The 16,394-nt window shown below is 46.0% G+C and carries 15 protein-coding genes and 1 tRNA gene; 12 read left to right on the top strand and 4 right to left on the bottom strand.

Annotation, left to right across the window (positions count from 1 at the left end):
* Positions 1–3: 3 nt before the first annotated feature.
* Together A6049_RS20915 and A6049_RS20910 are read right to left on the bottom strand one after the other, a co-directional pair.
* Complete coding sequence (locus tag A6049_RS20915; protein WP_063566499.1) at positions 4–741, bottom strand: ABC transporter permease; 738 nt, start codon at positions 739–741, stop codon at positions 4–6.
* A gap of 1 nt (position 742) precedes the next feature.
* A complete protein-coding gene (locus A6049_RS20910; RefSeq protein WP_063566498.1) occupies positions 743–1,696 on the bottom strand; it encodes an ABC transporter ATP-binding protein in 954 nt (317 codons plus the stop codon).
* A 362-nt stretch (positions 1,697–2,058) separates the two neighbouring features.
* Between A6049_RS20910 and A6049_RS20905 the strand changes: the two genes are divergently transcribed.
* The 7 genes from A6049_RS20905 (at position 2,059) to A6049_RS20875 (ending at position 8,795) form a co-directional block, all read left to right on the top strand.
* Positions 2,059–3,009: an ROK family glucokinase gene (locus A6049_RS20905; protein WP_063566497.1), complete on the top strand. Its 951-nt coding sequence runs from the start codon at positions 2,059–2,061 to the stop codon at positions 3,007–3,009.
* A 51-nt stretch (positions 3,010–3,060) separates the two neighbouring features.
* The gene (rapZ, locus tag A6049_RS20900; RefSeq protein ID WP_053782949.1) at positions 3,061–3,960 is read left to right on the top strand and encodes an RNase adapter RapZ; all 900 of its coding nucleotides are present in this window, start codon (positions 3,061–3,063) and stop codon (positions 3,958–3,960) included.
* A gap of 13 nt (positions 3,961–3,973) precedes the next feature.
* A complete protein-coding gene (locus A6049_RS20895; RefSeq protein ID WP_063566496.1) occupies positions 3,974–4,960 on the top strand; it encodes a gluconeogenesis factor YvcK family protein in 987 nt (328 codons plus the stop codon).
* Positions 4,961–4,966: 6 nt separating this feature from the next.
* Positions 4,967–5,905, top strand: a complete 939-nt coding sequence (whiA, locus tag A6049_RS20890) for a DNA-binding protein WhiA (protein ID WP_063566495.1) — start codon at positions 4,967–4,969, stop codon at positions 5,903–5,905.
* 255 nt (positions 5,906–6,160) lie between these two features.
* A complete protein-coding gene (locus A6049_RS20885) occupies positions 6,161–6,430 on the top strand; it encodes an HPr family phosphocarrier protein (RefSeq protein WP_017691248.1) in 270 nt (89 codons plus the stop codon).
* Positions 6,431–6,577: 147 nt separating this feature from the next.
* The gene (locus A6049_RS20880; RefSeq protein ID WP_063566494.1) at positions 6,578–7,333 is read left to right on the top strand and encodes an SIMPL domain-containing protein; all 756 of its coding nucleotides are present in this window, start codon (positions 6,578–6,580) and stop codon (positions 7,331–7,333) included.
* 364 nt (positions 7,334–7,697) lie between these two features.
* Positions 7,698–8,795, top strand: coding sequence for a stalk domain-containing protein (locus A6049_RS20875; RefSeq protein ID WP_063566493.1), 1,098 nt, complete (start codon positions 7,698–7,700; stop codon positions 8,793–8,795).
* A gap of 284 nt (positions 8,796–9,079) precedes the next feature.
* Here A6049_RS20875 and clpP read toward each other — a convergent pair whose 3' ends face one another.
* Together clpP and A6049_RS20865 are read right to left on the bottom strand one after the other, a co-directional pair.
* Positions 9,080–9,676: an ATP-dependent Clp endopeptidase proteolytic subunit ClpP gene (clpP, locus tag A6049_RS20870; RefSeq protein WP_063566492.1), complete on the bottom strand. Its 597-nt coding sequence runs from the start codon at positions 9,674–9,676 to the stop codon at positions 9,080–9,082.
* A gap of 177 nt (positions 9,677–9,853) precedes the next feature.
* A tRNA-Arg gene (locus A6049_RS20865) sits at positions 9,854–9,928 on the bottom strand.
* 483 nt (positions 9,929–10,411) lie between these two features.
* Between A6049_RS20865 and A6049_RS20860 the strand changes: the two genes are divergently transcribed.
* The 5 genes from A6049_RS20860 to gpmI all read left to right on the top strand — a co-directional run bounded on the left by A6049_RS20860 (position 10,412) and on the right by gpmI (position 16,214).
* Positions 10,412–11,437, top strand: a complete 1,026-nt coding sequence (locus A6049_RS20860; protein ID WP_063566491.1) for a sugar-binding transcriptional regulator — start codon at positions 10,412–10,414, stop codon at positions 11,435–11,437.
* A gap of 108 nt (positions 11,438–11,545) precedes the next feature.
* The gene (gene gap, locus A6049_RS20855; RefSeq protein WP_024629503.1) at positions 11,546–12,553 is read left to right on the top strand and encodes a type I glyceraldehyde-3-phosphate dehydrogenase; all 1,008 of its coding nucleotides are present in this window, start codon (positions 11,546–11,548) and stop codon (positions 12,551–12,553) included.
* A gap of 149 nt (positions 12,554–12,702) precedes the next feature.
* On the top strand, positions 12,703–13,884 hold the full coding sequence (locus A6049_RS20850) for a phosphoglycerate kinase (protein ID WP_024629502.1): 1,182 nt from the start codon (positions 12,703–12,705) through the stop codon (positions 13,882–13,884).
* A 33-nt stretch (positions 13,885–13,917) separates the two neighbouring features.
* Positions 13,918–14,670 carry a triose-phosphate isomerase gene (tpiA, locus tag A6049_RS20845; RefSeq protein WP_063566490.1) on the top strand — a complete coding sequence of 251 codons (753 nt, stop codon included), beginning with the start codon at positions 13,918–13,920 and terminating at the stop codon, positions 14,668–14,670.
* Complete coding sequence (gene gpmI / locus A6049_RS20840) at positions 14,670–16,214, top strand: 2,3-bisphosphoglycerate-independent phosphoglycerate mutase (RefSeq protein ID WP_063566489.1); 1,545 nt, start codon at positions 14,670–14,672, stop codon at positions 16,212–16,214. Before tpiA ends, gpmI begins: the two co-directional genes overlap by 1 nt.
* Positions 16,215–16,394: the final 180 nt, after the last annotated feature.

Here is a 16,394-nt window from a genome sequence, read left to right as displayed (position 1 = left end):
AGATTACGCCTCCCTTTGTTTATTACGGATATATGTGGATAGTAACATAAATCCAACCAGATATGCTGCCAAAAGTAGGATATCGCGTAGGGCAGGCACGCCTCCGGCTATAATAACCCACGCTCCATTTCCAAAGCTATGAGAGGGAAGCCAGTTGCCCATCTGTCGTAACCAGCTCGGCATAATGTCAAGAGGCATCCACATCCCGCCCAGCAAGGCCAGAGATAGATAGAGAGCGTTGCTCAATCCACTGGCGGTGTCCACCCGTCGGAATGTTCCTATACAGGTACCAAGGGCAAGAAAGGGGAGAGAACCAGCCAGAATCCAAAGGGCGGAGCCGATCCATTGAGCAGGAGGAAGTGATACACCATTAATCAGGAATCCAGCTGTAAAGATGACGATGATGGAAAACAGGTGCATTATCGTTTGTCCTACCATTTTTCCTCCAAAATAAATCGAGTTGGGTAACGGAGTCACTTGCAAGTAAGCGACCCAACCCTGTGCTCTTTCTTGGACAAGTCGGATACCGAGTGTCATGATTGAGGATCCCATGATGCTGAAGCAGGTCATAGACATCAAGTAGTGGGCATTCCATTGTTCTGGATCTGTTGTTCCTGTATTGAAGATGCGCGTATAAAGAAAATAGAAGGCGACGGGCATCATTAAGGACCAGAAAATAAAGTAGACATTGCGGGACATGCGGAGCATTTCAACACGAGATTGAGCGAGAAGCATCAACATATCAAATTTCCTCCTTCATGCTTTCCATCAGGTTTGCATAGGCATCGTCCAGCTGTCCGGTTTCAATTCGGATGTCACTAACGGGAATCCGGCGTTCAATGAGGTGACGGAGCAGCACATCTGTATTTTTGGTGTGAAGAATGCAACGATCTTTGTGATACTCGATCCCATCCACATCAGGCAAATCTTCAATTTGTGCACAGACATCAGCTACGGATGCCATCTCCGTGTTGGACACATCATCATTGGTGAACATGCTATGCGTAGTTGAAAAGGAAATCGTTCGTATTGTGATTCCGGCCTTGATATTCCCTGGTGTTCCGTCTGCAACAATGGTACCTCGGTTAAAGAGAATGATTCGATCCGCTACTTCATCTGCTTCATGGAGGTAGTGCGTTGTGAAGATTACGGTTTTACCCTCCTGTGCCAGCTGGCGGATTCGTTCCCAGAAATGTCTCCTTGTTTCCGAATCCAGTCCGACTGTAGGTTCATCAAAGAATAGAATTTCGGGATTACCTGCCATGGCGAGGGCAAAATTCAGGCTGCGCTTTTGTCCGCCGGACAGCTTCTCTGCTCTTTTATTTAAGTCGGCTGGAGGGAGTCCCGTCAGTTCTTCGATATGGTCTGCATGAAGCGGTGCTGGATAATAGCTGCGTACCATGCTTATAATCTCTCGAACGGTAAGCCCATCCATTACACTCACATCCTGCAGCATGACACCAATCTTCTGTCGAACCTGTTTGTGATTCGGTTTTTGGCCAAGCACAGTCACAAGTCCTGATGTAGCAGTGGACAAGCCGAGCATCATTTTCATGGTTGTTGTTTTGCCGGCACCATTAGGGCCAAGGATCGAAACAATCGAACCACGGTTGATCTCTAAGGAGATATGGTTGACAACTTCTTTGGTGCCGTACCTTTTGCTTACCTGTTCCATCTTTATAACGGGTGAGCTCATCTTGAATCACGTCCTTGTTCTGTTCTAGAAGATATTTCCATCTTACCGAACTGTCTGAGACGTGATTAGTAAGGATTGTCATGAAATTCAGATGACAATTGTCATCTTTTACGCATGGAACGAGTGGATATGCAATATCATGAGTTGAGGCTTCCTCCTCTATGGAGGAAGGAATGAAGCCTGCGTTTTTAATAGAGACAAATGAGGTTGTATACGTATTCAAAAATAGCCTGTGATGTTGTTCACAATAGCGAGGAAGCTAATCACAGCAAAGGTCTTATCGTCTTGACCCAGGCGTATCCTTCAATTATAGTTGGTACGTAGGATTAAACTATTATAGATAGATAAAGGTGGCTTGTAGCATGTCTGAGAAAATCTACGTTGGGGTCGATCTCGGCGGAACAGCAATCAAGGTCGGTATATGTGATGAACACGGTCAGCTTATGCATACGTATGAAGGACCGACTGAAGTGGATAAGGGCGTTGACACGGTCATTGCCAACATCGAGAAGTATGTCCGTCATATCGTTGCTGAATCGCCTTACAGCTGGGAACAGCTTGAAGGTGTAGGAGCAGGAGTGGCTGGGTTCACCAATGTACGCGAGGGAATTATCGTTCTTGCCCCTAACATTGGATTTCGGAATGTAGCCATTCGTTCGATTTTGGAAGAACGTCTGGGCAAGCCAGTCAAAATAGATAACGATGCAAACGTGGCTGCACTGGGTGAAGCTTGGGCAGGTGCTGGCAAGGGTGTGGACAACTGTGTATGTTATACGCTTGGTACAGGCGTTGGTGGCGGACTGATCTTGAACGGCAAGATCTATCAAGGTTTCTCCGGTATGGCTGGTGAGCTTGGTCATGTCAGTGTTGTTCCTGATCTGGAAGCCATTCAGTGCGGATGCGGCAAAATGGGATGCGTGGAAACTGTATCTTCAGCAACCGGAATTATTCGTATGGCCAAAGACGCTGTAGAGCGAGGAGATCATACATCACTGGCACTCGTGGACAAGATTGCAGCTAAAGAAGTATTTGATGCAGCTAAAGCGGGCGATGAAGTTGCTCTTCGTATCGTCAATCGTGCAGCGTTCTATCTGGGCAAATCAATGGCGGCTGTAGCGGCTGTGATTAACCCTGAGATGTTCATTATCGGTGGCGGTGTATCCAAAGCGGGTAATATTTTGTTTGATGAAGTACGCACTGTATTTGCGAAACTGACACCTGAACCGCTGCAAGAAGGGGTTAAGATTCTTGAAGCAACGCTTGGCAATAATGCAGGGATTGTTGGCGCGGCTGGTCTTCTCTTGCGTTCCTAGTAACCTCGTAACAGTATAATCCGACAGCAATATGATAAGGAGGGGACATTTATGCTTGAAGGTGAAGTTTCACCGGGCACAGGCGCCACGCTCATTATCATTACGGGCATGTCCGGAGCAGGCAAGACGATTGCAGTACAAAGCCTGGAGGATCTTGGTTTCTTCTGTGTGGATAATCTTCCACCGGTATTGATTCCAAAATTTGCGGAGTTGATTGAGCAATCGAACGGCAAAATTGGCAAGGTCGCACTGGTTATCGACCTTCGCGGTCGTGAGTTCTTTACGGCTTTGTCCGAGTCACTGAACTATATTAAAGATCATTTTACCATTCATTGTGAAATATTATTCCTGGACGCGACAGACTCTGTATTAGTCCAGCGCTATAAGGAGAGCAGGCGCAGACATCCACTGGCTCCTGAGGGCATGCCGCTGGACGGCATCCGGCTGGAACGTAAGATGCTGGAGGAACTCAAAAATTCCGCCACTCAGGTACTGAATACCAGTACGATGAAGCCTGCTCAATTGAAAGAGCGCATCATATCCCGCTTTTCTCATCTGGAAAGCCATATGCTGTCGGTAAATATTACGTCGTTTGGGTTCAAATACGGTATTCCTATCGATGCGGATCTGGTGTTTGATGTTCGTTTCTTGCCAAATCCGCATTATATTGAACATTTACGTCCGAATACGGGACAGAATAGTGATGTATATGAATATGTTATGAAATGGCCGGAGACGCAGGCGTTTCTGACCAAGCTGCTGGATATGCTGCATTTTCTGATTCCGCAATACCGGAAGGAAGGCAAAAGCCAGGTTATTATTGGAATCGGCTGTACCGGAGGCAAGCATCGTTCGGTAGCAATATCGGAATATTTGGGCAAAATGTTGGGAAGCAGCGAAACTGAGGCTGTCACCGTGAGCCATCGCGACGCCGACCGGGACCGTCATTGAAGAGGGTGAAGGGATGAAAGAAGCCGGACCACGAAGAGAACGTCCGAGAATTGTAGTCATGGGCGGCGGAACCGGATTATCCGTGATGCTGCGCGGTTTGAAGGAAAAGCCGCTGGACATCACGGCCATCGTGACGGTGGCGGATGACGGAGGAAGTTCGGGCATCCTGCGTAATGAGTTGCAAATGCCGCCTCCGGGCGACATTCGTAACGTACTCACGGCGCTAGCAGATGTGGAACCGTTGTTGTCGGATATGCTGAATTATCGCTTCAATACAGGCGCGGGGCTTGCAGGCCACAGCCTGGGTAACTTGATTTTGGCTGCAATGACGGATATATCGGGCGACTTTGTGACCGCTGTGCGGGAACTTAGCCGCGTGTTTGCCGTTCGGGGTGAGGTATTACCCGCAGCCGGGCAGGCCGTTATACTGCATGCAGAGATGGAGGACGGATCGATTGTTACTGGCGAGTCCAAGATCCCTGAAGCTGGCTTACGGATCAAACGCGTTTTCCTTGAACCGGATCACGTGGAGCCGTTGCCAGAGGCTGTTGAGGCTATTCGTCAGGCAGACGCCATCCTGATTGGACCAGGTAGTCTCTACACGAGCATTCTGCCCAATCTGCTTGTACCTAAGCTGGCTGAAGCTGTCGTTGAAGCTGACGCAGTAAAAATGTTTATTTGTAATGTGATGACACAGCCAGGAGAGACGGATAATTACACGGTGAGTGACCACCTCAAGGCGGTACATGAACATGTAGGACAACAAATTTTCGACTATGTCATTGTAAATAATGGTGATATTCCGCTGCAAGTGCAGAATAAGTATGCGGAAAAAGGAGCTAAACCAGTTGTGCTGGATATGAATGTGCTGAAGAGTGCCGGCTATCAAGTGGTTGCGGATACGTTGGTCCTATTCCGGACTTATCTGCGTCATGATGCCGACAAGCTGAGCCATCACATCTATCAACTTGTACAAAATTGGATGTTACGGAAGAGGTGAAGTCCCATGTCGTTTGCAGCACAGACCAAAAAAGAACTAACGATGATCGAAAGCGAACCGTGCTGCGAAAAGGCGGAACTTTCAGCCCTCATCCGTATGCTTGGTGCGGTGCAGTTATCGAATAAAAAAGTCATCTTGGATATTTCGACGGAGAATGCCGCCATTGCAAGACGGGCATACTCTCTGCTTAAAAAGCATTTTCAAGTGCATACGGAATTGCTTGTCCGCAAAAAAATGCGGCTGAAAAAGAACAATGTATATATTGTTCGGATTCCAACCATGGTACAGGTGATTTTAAAAGATCTGTACATTGTTTCCGAAGGATTTCTGTTTACTCCAGGGATCAGTGGAGAGCTGTTCAAAAATAACTGCTGTAAACGTGCTTATCTTCGAGGAGCATTTATGGCAGGAGGCTCGGTCAACAATCCCGAAGGTTCGTCCTACCACCTGGAGATTGCGTCCATGTATGAGGAACACTGTCAGGCCCTGGTGGACCTGGCGAATGAATTTCATCTCAATGCCCGGTGTATAGAACGCAAAAAAGGATTCATCCTATACATTAAGGAAGGCGAGAAAATCATTGAACTGCTCAGTATCATTGGTGCACATCAGGCCCTTTTCAAGTTCGAGGATGTGCGTATCATGCGAGATATGCGTAATTCCGTCAACCGAATCGTCAATTGTGAGACGGCGAACCTGAACAAAACGATTGGAGCAGCCGTCAGACAGATCGATAACATCAGATTGTTGCAAAAGGAAGTTGGTCTGGAGTCGTTGCCCGAAAAGCTTCGTGAAGTGGCTGAAGTCAGACTTGCCCATCCGGATATCAACTTGAAGGAAGTAGGCGAACTGCTTAAGGGTACAGTAAGTAAGTCCGGGGTGAATCACCGGCTTCGCAAGATTGATGAGTTGGCAGAGAAGGTTCGTACCGAGCGTTATGGTTAAATGAAGGGTAGGGCTGCTAGCAAAACTGACTGCTTTGGTTTTCGCCTAAAGGTCAACTTAAAGTCAGCCTGTAAAGATCTTGGAGAGCTGCTCAGGTGTAATGAGGTGATGTAAAAAGGCTAAAATGGGTCATAATAATGACATCCAATCACCCTGAGTTTTTTCTTCTAGTGTCCTGCTCTGGTTATATGGTATAATGTTATAAATATAATTGTGTATTTAATGTCCAGATTTCATAATAGGGGGTAAGTTTCCATGACAAAGCACCCGGTAGTTGTCCGTTTGAAAACGGGTCTCCATGCCAGACCTGCGGCACTGTTCGTTCAAGAAGCGAATAAGTACTCATCTGAAGTGTTCGTCGAGAAGGACGACAAAAAAGTAAATGCAAAAAGTATCATGGGGATCATGAGCCTTGCAATCAGTACTGGTACGGAAATCCAGATTAGTGCAGAAGGCGCGGATGCCGAACAGGCTGTAAACGCTTTAGTTAGTCTGGTAAGCAAGGAAGAGCTTGAGAACCAATAAGATATGATTTGAACTCAATGAAGAAGTCCCGAAAGGGGCTTTTTTGCGTTTTATGACTGTCAAGTGCAACATTATGGAATTAAGCCCGTCTGTTAGGTATCAAATCGATTTGAGTTTGAGATGTTAAAACTTAAGGAGGCTAACGTGATGGGTAAATTATGGATGAAACCGCTGGGCGCGGTGATGGTCGCAGGTACATTGCTAGTAGGAGGTATTGCGTGGGTGGCACCAAGTAACTACGCATATGCTGCTGAGGTACAGGGGGTACAGCAAAACGTGATTAACGTTGTGGGTACAGGTGAGATTCAGGTGAAGCCTGACATCGCTTATCTTTCCATTGGAGTGAACAGTACGGCAGATACCGCAGCCTCTGCGCAAAAAGCGAATGCAGCGAAAATTCAAAAGGTTAGCAATCTGCTGAAAAGTACGTGGAAAATCAGTGCGGATGATATTCAAACCAGCCAGTTCTACGTACAGCCTGACTACACGTATAGTGAAAAAGACGGACAGAAGATCAAAGGGTACACAGCTCATCACACATTGACTGTAACTTACCGGGAGATGGACAAGATTGGTGAACTCCTGGATGCTGCATCCCAAGCTGGTGCCAACAATATTGAAAATGTACGTTTTACGGTAGAAAAACCAGAGAGCTTTGAAGCTCAAGTGATTGAAAAAGCTGTTGCCAATGCTGATGTGAAAGCTGGAGCTATTGCAAAAGCGGTTAAACGTCAACTGGGTGCTGTTCTGTCTGTGAGCCAAGGTGACGCGAATGTACCTGTGTTCTATGCAAGTGAGGCTTTGATGTCCAAAGCAACAGCTGATTCTGCTGGTAGCACAGAAATTGAAACAGGACAGGTTAAAGTAAGCACAACGCTGAATATTACTTATGAAATGAAATAAGTGAAGTAAATAAGGCTGGATGTCCGTTAAAGATATGCTTGAGCGGGCGAAAGGTAATAATGACAAAGACGTTGTCCATCGGACAGCGTCTTTTTTGTTATAAAGGCGCACTTTGATGAAGTTTGGAAAGAAGAGGTGAAATATGACGAAATGAATTGCTGGTTTTTGGTATCTTTTTTGTCCATTTGTTCGTAACAAAACCTTCATTATAGACATCTGGATCGAACAACATTGTAACTGGAGCTGTAAACCTTTCCGCAATTGGGTTAATTATAATAAAGAGGTGAGCGTATGAGGCATACGATCAAATCAGGATACATACGCAATGACACTCAAATTTGAATTCGAGAGAGGAGTTTTATATATGACATCATGGAAAAAATGGACTAGTGCACTACTGGCGGCAGGAATTATTGTGGGGAGCGGGGCTGTATGGCAGGATAGTTCTGTACAGGCAGCTTCAGTATCCACGAAAGTGACAACACCTACTGAGGTAACTCTGAAGTCGGGAGGCAAAACTCTTACTCAAAAAGGGCTCCTTCAAGGTGGCTCCACTTGGGTATCGCTTACCGCAGTGAAAGATGTTGCAGGTGGAAGCTTGAAATATGATGCAAAGGCTAAGGAGTACTCCTTAACGGCAGCTAATAATACGATGACCATCAGCCTGATTGATGGGGCACCGAGTGTTAGAATTAATAACTACTATCCACAAGTGGAAGCGAAGCTGATCAATGGCCGATTGTATATTCCGTTTTCTGCAATGAGAGATTATTTGGGTGTTCAGGGCAACTGGGATGGCAAAGCCAAGACACTGACGCTGAGCAAAGTGAAGCAAAATAGCGTGACAGTCAAAGCGGCAACAGTGAAAGTCAGCATCAAGAACGCTGAAGTCGATATTCAATATCCTCAGGTTAGCGGACTGGCTAACGATAAAGCAGAAGCAGCTATCAACAAGGTGCTGAAAGATGAAGTCGATGCTTTTGTAACAGATTTCAAAAAACAAACTAAGGAATTTGGTGACGCAGCAGCGAACCGTCCATATGCATTTGAGAGTTCTTATGTCGTGACATACAACGAAAATGGTGTGCTTGGACTCATTACGCAAAGTTATCAGGACTATGCAGGTGCACATGGCATGACGTTCCGTTCAGGTCACACCTTTGCTCTGGATTCCGGCAAGGAATTGAGTCTGGATGATGTAATTCAAAATAACAAAACTGTGCGTCAGACAGTAAGCAAAAAAGTTGGAGATCAGCTTAAAGCTAGCGGTGGTTACCTTGAAGGCTATAAAGGTCTGAATAAAGATCAGGATTTCTATGTAACACCAACAGGTGTAGTTGTATTCTTCCAGTTGTATGAGTATACAGCTTATGCGGAAGGCTTCCCAGAATTCCCGTTCACATACAAAGAGTTGCTTCCTAAAGGCACAGAGCCGTTCAGTGGCTTAACAGCAAACAAGTAAAGTATTAGAATTTCATTTCGTTGAAATGATGGCTAATAGCGTATGCGTAGCTCGGTTCGTAAATGTAACTTTAGTATTAGTCTTGGGCTTATTGCAAACGTAACGCTAAGAGAGTTAAAGTGAATCAATTAAATATTTATCATGCACTTTTAAATTATCTTCAAAAAAAGGACGCCCTCGTCATATTGACGAGAGCGTCCTTTTTTCATATAGCCCACTCAACTGGGCGTTGCCGTTTGAGTGGGCTATATGGTATATCCGTTTAATTGGCGATTCGCCTCGGCTTAGATGCCTTGGGAACCTACGTTTTCAATAACTTTATCGATGATACCGTAATCGGCAGCTTCAGCAGCACTCATAAAGTAGTCACGATCTGTATCTTTCTCGATACGCTCCAGCGGTTGGCCTGAACGCTCAGCGATGATGCGGTTCAACGTATCACGCATTTTCAGGATGCGGCGGGCACGAATTTCGATGTCCGAAGCTTGACCTTGCGCACCACCAAGTGGTTGGTGAATCATGATTTCGCTGTTAGGCAATGCAAAACGTTTACCTTTGGCACCTGCGTTCAACAGGAATGCACCCATCGAAGCCGCCATACCTACACAGATGGTAGATACATCCGGTTTGATGAATTGCATAGTATCGTAAATCGCCATACCGGCTGTAATGGAGCCGCCTGGGCTATTGATGTATAAGTGAATGTCTTTCTCCGGATCTTCCGCAGTAAGGAACAACATCTGTGCCATGATGGAATTCGCCACAACGTCATTTACATCACTGCCAAGGAAGATGATACGATCCTTCAGCAATCTGGAATAGATGTCATAGGCGCGCTCACCGCGGTTGCTCTGTTCAACGACCATTGGAATATAACTCACGTGAAAAACCTCCTCAGAAATGTAAATGTTAATTGGTGTTATATATAAACTGTTACCGTATTACCCACATCATAAACAATTCCAAACAAAAAGTCAAAGAAAGTCAAACTAAGTTTGAAAAAAAAGAAACCTATTCGGTTTCATTGGTTAAGAGTGTTATGAGCTACTAATTAAGAATGGCGCGCCCGCCAAGAATCGAACTTGGATCTCAGGCTTCGGAGGCCTACGTCATATCCATTGGACCACGGGCGCACATTAATTATTGCTGCAAACATAGTTGCATAAAAGCAGTTTTGAAATAGAAGCTTCAAATATGTGACAGCAATAATGATTATAGCTCATGAGTAATTTAATTGCAAGCTGATGTTCGCTGTTTTGGTTTGGAATACCCTGAAATTGATCATGATGAAAATAAGTGGATAAAGAGCGCAAATAGGTAAATGCTAAAAGAGGTTTTGGACATGCCATATGAAAAACCATAGCAAGCAATATGTAGATGAGAATTTTACTTTGCTTCTATATATGGTGTCGAACAGGTTGTTCTCGATCATAGTAGATTGACATTGTGAAAATAGGCGCGTACAAACGCCTGAAACGTGTCGATTTAACGCTTCGAAACACTTGCATGTCACGTCAGTTTTAGGTAGAATAGACGTGGGACTTAAAAAGTTAACCCGGGACGTTTTGGGGCCATGAAAGAAAGCTTGGAACGAGAAGCTTGCGGGAGTGGAAAGCATGCGAACGATTTTAGAAGTGCAAAAGCAGCTTCTGCCTGATCTCATGGATGTCTTGAAGAAGAGGTATACGATTCTGCACCAGATCATGTTATCGGATGTGATCGGACGAAGAACGTTAGCTAATTCCATGCAGATGACCGAGCGGGTTCTGAGGGCTGAGACCGATTTGTTAAAGGCTCAGGGACTTATTGAAATTGACAGTGCAGGCATGAAGATCAGTGAGGCAGGGCATGAATTGCTGCAGCAGTTGGAACCCGTCGCCAAAGAGCTGTTCGGATTATCCGAACTGGAAGAGCGCATCAAGCAAGCCTACGGTCTGCAAAAGGTAGTTGTGGTTCCTGGTGATTCGGACATTTCTCCATTTGCCAAACGGGAACTGGGTAGAGCCGGAGCGAAGGCTCTGGGTAATATTATGACTGATAACGATGTTGTCGCCGTAACTGGCGGTTCAACAACGGCTGGAGTCGCAGAGCAACTGACTCCGCCAACATCGCTGAAAGGTGTCTGGTTTGTACCGGCACGCGGTGGGCTGGGAGAAAGCCTTGAAATTCAGGCCAATACGATTGCATCCACGATGGCAAAACGGGTAGGGGCCCAATACAAACTCCTGCATGTACCGGATTTGCTTAGTGATCATGCTTACGAATCACTAATCCAGGACCCAAGTGTTCAGGAGATTCTGCAGCTGATTCGAAAATCGCGGATCGTCATTCATGGAATCGGTGATGCCGTAGAGATGGCACGGCGCCGTAAACTTGCGACAGAGATCATAGATGAACTTCAGGCGCAAGGGGCCGTATCTGAATCCTTCGGTTATTACTTTAATGATCAGGGTGAGGTGGTACACACCATGCTTACGCTGGGCATGCGACTCCAGGATATTGAACGAACCGATGTCGTGATCGGAATTGCAGGTGGCAAAAGCAAAGCTGCTGCTATTCACTCCGTGCTGCGATTTGGCCAGGAAGATATTCTGATTATTGACGAGGCTGCTGCCGAAGTCATCGTTGCCGAAATGGAATAAGAGTTTACTTTTCACCACAACCATTGTTGTCTTGACGGACTTCACGGTCTGTCTTGAATATATAAGTTTCATAAAAAAAATTAATCAAAACTTGGGAGGAACTTACTCATGATTAAAGTAGGTATTAACGGTTTTGGACGTATTGGACGCTTGGCATTCCGCCGTATTCAAAATGTAGAGGGCATTGAAGTAGTAGCAATCAACGACTTGACTGATGCTAAAATGCTGGCTCATTTGCTCAAATATGATACAACTCAAGGTCGCTTCGATGGCGATGTTGAAGTACACGATGGCTTCTTCAAAGTGAACGGTAAAGAAGTTAAAGTATTGGCTAACCGTAACCCAGAAGAACTTCCTTGGGGCGACCTGGGCGTAGATATCGTTCTGGAATGTACTGGTTTCTTCACAACTAAAGAAGCAGCTGAGAAACACTTGAAAGGTGGAGCTAAGAAAGTTGTTATCTCCGCACCAGCTACTGGCGACATGAAAACCATCGTTTACAACGTAAACCATGAAATCCTCGACGGTACTGAAACTGTAATCTCCGGCGCATCTTGCACAACAAACTGCCTGGCACCTATGGCAAAAACTCTGCAAGACAAATTCGGAATCGTTCAAGGTTTGATGACTACAATTCACGCTTACACTGGCGACCAAAACACTTTGGATGCTCCACACCCTAAAGGTGACTTCCGTCGTGCTCGCGCAGCAGCTGAAAACATCATCCCTAACACAACTGGTGCTGCTAAAGCAATCGGTCTGGTTATTCCAGAACTGCAAGGTATCCTCGACGGTGCAGCTCAACGTGTGCCAGTAGCTACTGGTTCCCTGACTGAGCTCGTAACTGTTTTGAACAAAAAAGTAACTGCTGAAGAAGTTAACGCAGCTATGAAAGAAGCTTCCGATCCACAAACTTTCGGATACACTGAAGACGAAATCGTATCTTCCGATATCCAAGGTATCACTTTCGGTTCCCTGTTTGATGCAACTCAAACTAAAGTTCTGACTGTTGGCGACCAACAATTGGTTAAAACTGTAGCTTGGTATGACAATGAAATGTCCTACACTGCTCAACTGGTTCGCACTTTGGAGCACTTTGCAAAAATGATTAAGTAATATCTGCAATAACATAGAGCGGAAACAGATGCTATTGTTTCCGCTCTTTATATATCAACATTTTGCAAATTTCTCAAAAACACCAGGATTGACAAGGGATTTCAGCTCTTGATTGGTCCACCAAATACATGGGTGCGGAGGAAATACAGATGAACAAAAAAAGTGTACGCGATATCGAATTGACAGGAAAACGGGCTTTTGTCCGTGTAGATTTTAATGTGCCGCTCGAAGATGGTAAAATTACAGATGACAAACGTATTCGTGCCACGCTTCCTACGATCAACTACTTGATCGAAAAAGGCGCTAAAGTTATTTTGGCAAGCCACATGGGCCGTCCAAAAGGCGAAGTGGTTGAATCCATGCGTTTGACTCCAGCTGCTGAGCGTTTGTCCGAATTGCTCGGTAAAAAAGTCGTTAAAGCGGATGATTCCGTTGGCGAAACAGTAAAAGCTCAAATCGCTGAACTGAACAATGGCGACGTATTGTTGCTTGAGAACGTTCGTTTCCACGCAGGCGAAGAGAAAAACGATCCTGAATTGGCAAAACAATTTGCTGAACTGGCTGACGTATTCGTTAACGATGCATTCGGCGCAGCTCACAGAGCACACGCTTCGACAGAAGGTATCGCTCATTTGTTGCCAGCAGTATCCGGTCTGTTGATGGAGAAAGAACTTGAAGTGTTGGGCAAAGCCATCTCCAACCCTGAGCGTCCTTTCACAGCAATCATCGGTGGTTCCAAAGTTAAAGACAAAATCGATGTGATCGACAACCTGTTGAACATTGCAGACAACGTAATCATCGGTGGCGGCCTGACTTACACGTTCTTCAAAGCACAAGGACATGAAATTGGACAATCTCTGTTGGATGATTCCAAACTGGACGTTGCTCTTGGTTTCATTGAAAAAGCGAAAAAATTGGGCAAAAACTTCTACCTGCCGGTAGATATCGTTGTATCTGACGACTTCAGTGCAAGTGCAAACACACAAATCGTTGGTATCGACGGCATCCCTGCAGACTGGGAAGGCGTGGACATCGGACCGAAAACGCGTGCAATCTATGCTGAAGTGATCAAAAACTCCAAGCTGGTTGTATGGAACGGACCAATGGGCGTATTCGAAATTGAGCCTTTCTCTAATGGTACACGTGAGGTTGCTGAAGCTTGTGCAGAGACAGAAGCATACACCATCATTGGTGGTGGTGACTCCGCAGCAGCAGCTGAGAAGTTCAAATTGGCTGACAAAATGGACCACATCTCTACAGGTGGCGGTGCATCGCTCGAGTTCATGGAAGGCAAAGTGCTTCCTGGCGTAGTTGCATTGAACGACAAGTAAGCTTTAAGCTATAGCATGAAGGAGTTGAAAACCATGAGAACACCGATTATCGCAGGTAACTGGAAAATGTTCAAAACGGTTTCCGAATCCAATGACTTCATTCAGGAAGTTAAAGGAAAAGCGGAAGTTGAAGGCGTAGAGACTGTTATTTGCGCACCGTTTACGAATCTGCCATCCCTGGTAGAAGCCGTTAAAGGCACAAACATCAAAATTGGTGCACAAAATCTTCATTTTGAAGACAACGGTGCATTCACAGGTGAAATCAGCGGCGTGATGCTGAAAGACCTGGGTGTGGATTACGTCATTATTGGTCACTCGGAGCGCCGTCAATATTTTGCGGAAACCGATGAGACTGTCAATAAAAAGTTGCATGCAGCATTCCGTCACGGATTGACTCCAATCTTTTGTCTTGGTGAGACGCTTGAAGAGCGCGAAGCTGATCAAACGAAAGACGTGTGCAAAGTGCAAACGGAAGCTGCTTTTGCAGGTCTGTCCGCAGATCAGGCAGCACAAGTGGTTATCGCTTATGAGCCAATCTGGGCGATTGGTACAGGCAAATCCTCTACTTCCCAAGATGCGAATGAAGTTATTGCTTACATTCGTACGTTGGTGAAGGATCTGTACGACCAAAAGGTAGCAGATGCAGTTCGTATTCAATACGGTGGCAGTGTTAAACCTGAGAACGTAACAGAATACCTCGGACAAAGCGACATCGACGGCGCGCTTGTTGGCGGTGCCAGCTTGCAGCCGGCTTCGTTCATCGCGCTTGTTGAGGGGGCGAAGTAATGACAGCTCCAAAACCTGTAGCACTGATCATTATGGACGGCTTTGGTCTTCGTAACACGGTGGAAGGCAACGCGGTAGCGCAAGCCAAGAAACCGAACTATGACCGTTTTATGAGCCAATTCCCACACACAACTCTCACTGCTTGCGGTGAAGCGGTAGGTTTGCCTGAAGGGCAAATGGGGAACTCCGAGGTAGGTCACCTGAATATTGGTGCCGGCCGGATCGTATACCAGGATTTGACTCGTATCTCCAAATCGATTCGTGACGGTGAATTTTACGACAATGAGACACTCGTTAAAGCTGTTCGCGAAGCGAAACAAAGCGGTAAAAAGCTTCACTTGTATGGTTTGTTGTCCGATGGCGGCGTACATAGTCACATCGACCACTTGTTCGCTATGCTGGATCTCGCCAAAAAAGAAGGAATGAATGACGTATACATTCATGCTTTCATGGATGGCCGTGATGTTATGCCAGATAGCGGTAAAGAGTTCATGCAGAAGCTGATTGCCAAAATCGAGGAAGTCGGTGTAGGACAAATCGCAACGGTTCAAGGTCGCTACTATGCGATGGACCGTGACAAACGTTGGGAACGTGTTGAGAAATCATATCGTGCCATCGTTTATGGTGATGGACCAAAATACACTGATCCACTCAAAGCAGTTGAAGAATCGTATGAAAAATCCGTATTTGACGAATTCGTTGAACCAACGGTTATCGTTAAAGCGGATGGCCAGCCGGTAGGTTTGGTGGAGAGCGGCGATTCCGTCATTTTCCTCAACTTCCGTCCTGACCGTGCGATCCAACTGTCGCAAGTATTCACGAACCAGGATTTCCGTGGTTTCGACCGCGGTCCGAAGTTCCCTGTGGGCTTGCACTTCGTGTGCCTGACCTTGTTCAGCGAGACCGTTGAAGGTTACGTGGCTTACTCGCCTAAAAACCTCGACAACACGCTGGGTGAAGTTCTGGTACAGAACAACAAGAAACAATTGCGTATTGCAGAAACCGAGAAATACCCGCACGTAACCTTCTTCTTCAGCGGCGGCCGTGATGTTGAGCTTCCGGGCGAAACACGCGTGCTGATCAACTCACCAAAAGTTGCAACGTACGACTTGCAGCCGGAGATGAGCGCGTATGAAGTAGCTGACGCATGTGTTCGTGAGATTGAAGCAGACAAACATGACGCCATTATTCTGAACTTCGCTAACCCTGATATGGTTGGACACTCCGGCATGCTGGAGCCTACCATTAAGGCAGTAGAAGTAACAGACGAATGCATGGGCCGTGTTGTGGATGCAGTTCTCGCTAAAGGCGGCGTTGTGCTGATTACTGCGGATCATGGTAACGCGGATATGGTGTTCGATGAGCAAGGACGTCCGTTCACTGCTCACACAACGAACCCGGTTCCACTCATCGTTACAGATGCTAACGTTACCCTGCGTGAAGGCGGAATCCTCGCGGATATCGCTCCAACGATTCTTGACCTGATGCAATTGCCTAAACCGGCTGAAATGACAGGTACATCTGTCATCGCTACCCGTAAATAATATAATTTTAATAGGTTATTGAATAAGGCCTAAGTTGAACCTTAACGAAGCGGGCAGAACCGATCTGTAGAAGCGAAGCGTTCGCCTTTATCACATGATTTCAACTTATAAAAACAAGTTCAAAGAAATCAGGGGATAACAGCGATCGGAAGACGGTACTGCATGCGGAGTGGCCTGGTG

The organism is Paenibacillus sp. O199, assembly GCF_001636635.1.
Lineage (GTDB): Bacteria > Bacillota > Bacilli > Paenibacillales > Paenibacillaceae > Paenibacillus > Paenibacillus marchantiae.
Note: the sequence above shows the minus strand (reverse complement) of the source record. Positions and strands in the feature narration are given on the sequence as shown.

Excerpts from the sequence above, each read along its gene's own strand:
- A6049_RS20915 (WP_063566499.1), bottom strand. The coding sequence starts at position 741 with ATGTTGATGCTTCTCGCTCAATCTCGTGTTGAAATGCTCCGCATGTCC.
- A6049_RS20910 (WP_063566498.1), bottom strand. The coding sequence starts at position 1,696 with ATGAGCTCACCCGTTATAAAGATGGAACAGGTAAGCAAAAGGTACGGC.
- A6049_RS20905 (WP_063566497.1), top strand. The coding sequence starts at position 2,059 with ATGTCTGAGAAAATCTACGTTGGGGTCGATCTCGGCGGAACAGCAATC.
- rapZ (WP_053782949.1), top strand. The coding sequence starts at position 3,061 with ATGCTTGAAGGTGAAGTTTCACCGGGCACAGGCGCCACGCTCATTATC.
- A6049_RS20895 (WP_063566496.1), top strand. The coding sequence starts at position 3,974 with ATGAAAGAAGCCGGACCACGAAGAGAACGTCCGAGAATTGTAGTCATG.
- whiA (WP_063566495.1), top strand. The coding sequence starts at position 4,967 with ATGTCGTTTGCAGCACAGACCAAAAAAGAACTAACGATGATCGAAAGC.
- A6049_RS20885 (WP_017691248.1), top strand. The coding sequence starts at position 6,161 with ATGACAAAGCACCCGGTAGTTGTCCGTTTGAAAACGGGTCTCCATGCC.
- A6049_RS20880 (WP_063566494.1), top strand. The coding sequence starts at position 6,578 with ATGGGTAAATTATGGATGAAACCGCTGGGCGCGGTGATGGTCGCAGGT.
- A6049_RS20875 (WP_063566493.1), top strand. The coding sequence starts at position 7,698 with ATGACATCATGGAAAAAATGGACTAGTGCACTACTGGCGGCAGGAATT.
- A6049_RS20860 (WP_063566491.1), top strand. The coding sequence starts at position 10,412 with ATGCGAACGATTTTAGAAGTGCAAAAGCAGCTTCTGCCTGATCTCATG.
- gap (WP_024629503.1), top strand. The coding sequence starts at position 11,546 with ATGATTAAAGTAGGTATTAACGGTTTTGGACGTATTGGACGCTTGGCA.
- A6049_RS20850 (WP_024629502.1), top strand. The coding sequence starts at position 12,703 with ATGAACAAAAAAAGTGTACGCGATATCGAATTGACAGGAAAACGGGCT.
- tpiA (WP_063566490.1), top strand. The coding sequence starts at position 13,918 with ATGAGAACACCGATTATCGCAGGTAACTGGAAAATGTTCAAAACGGTT.
- gpmI (WP_063566489.1), top strand. The coding sequence starts at position 14,670 with ATGACAGCTCCAAAACCTGTAGCACTGATCATTATGGACGGCTTTGGT.